1 protein-coding gene is annotated in these 1,388 nt (G+C 45.7%); it reads right to left on the minus strand.

Going from position 1 to position 1,388, the window contains the following annotated elements; genetic code table 11:
* Window positions 1-1,388: hypothetical protein (locus BM090_RS18630; protein ID WP_177200018.1), on the minus strand; the 1,388-nt coding region annotated here is incomplete at both ends.

A 1,388-nucleotide genomic window follows, 5' to 3' on the forward strand; every position in this document is an offset into this window, starting at 1 on the left:
AAGTCAATGTGAATGCCTAAAGCGGTGCGAATGGCATTGAGAAACTGGCCTAATGTAACGGCTGGCACGTGGCCCGAAAGGTCAATTTCTGTAACGGGAACATGGTGTTTGTCCTGTGCGAAAATGGCGTTAATGAGCGTGTCAAAAGAATGGTTATTATAGACAGTTGTCTGCAAAAAGTCTTGGTATTCAGGTACATCAAAGGCCGAATAATCAAGCGTATAGCCAATGTGTTGGGCGATTCGGTTCAAGATATGAAACAAAAACAGTTGCGGAGAAGCGTAATAATCTTCCTTGAGGTAAAAGCCCACCATTGAAAAATCATTGACATAGCCTTCGTAGCTTTCTCGGTCTGTGCCTGTGGGGTTGTAGATGGGATAAAAAGTGTGGCTTGTTTCGGGAAAAAATACCTTGAGTTTTCGGTCTAAATAGTTGCTGACATTGTAGGGCAAAGGGTCGGCAATGGTGTTACCGTCGAAATGTTGGCCAGTAAAACAACTGCCATTGGTAGGCAAAGAAGCGTCGATAGTGGTGTTTCCCTGATTGTCTAATCCCAAACTTGGATTGAAAAACAGGGACAAATACGTGTCAATCGGATACGGCGTGGCGTTGGTGTTGTCCAATAGCCTGAAGGAAATCAAAGAGACTAATTCGGCCTTGATGGTGTAATCTTTGTTTGGCCAATCGTAGCGGTAAATGTGCGGTGAAGTTTGATTGATAAACAAACCGTATTCCACATTGGCAGCGGTGGCCACCATGAGCCAAAAGGGATAATCTTCTTCTATCCAATACGTTGTATTGGGCGGAGCTTGTCCCACTGTGCCACTGACCAAACATCTGTAAACATACTCGTCTGCATCGCGCACGTAGTCGCCTGCCTGATAAGTTTGGGTAGCCGAATACAAAGCAGGGACAAGCGGCTTACCCAAAGAAGGCTGTGAAGCCTCCCAAACATTGCCGTCTGGGTCATAGACCAAATTAAACTGCTCATAAGCCACCGTAGCCGAATAATTCGGAATAGGATTGTGGCGGTTAATGGTGTCCACCACATCAAGGGTAAATTGGTAAATGGAATCCCGAAACGGGACTTGGTAAAAGGTTCTGAACGTTTGGTAACTGTTGGGGTCGTAGCGATAAATGGAAAAGCCGATAATTGTCCCGTCGGGAATCTGGCGGGGGATTGACCATGCGCCTTGCTCATCGGGCGCAAAGACAAAGTAATGACTTAGCTCATAGGAATAGTTAGGCCGTGCATCGCCGAACAAAGGCGGCAAAGATTCTTTCAAATCAATATCGGGCAGCATGGTATTTTTCAAAACATCCGAAGCGTTGGAAATGCCGACCAAAATCACGGTGGTATATTGTTTGGCACTTACCTTTTTGAGCTT

Origin of the sequence: Flexibacter flexilis DSM 6793 (assembly GCF_900112255.1) — a bacterium.
GTDB classification, from domain to species: domain Bacteria; phylum Bacteroidota; class Bacteroidia; order Cytophagales; family Flexibacteraceae; genus Flexibacter; species Flexibacter flexilis.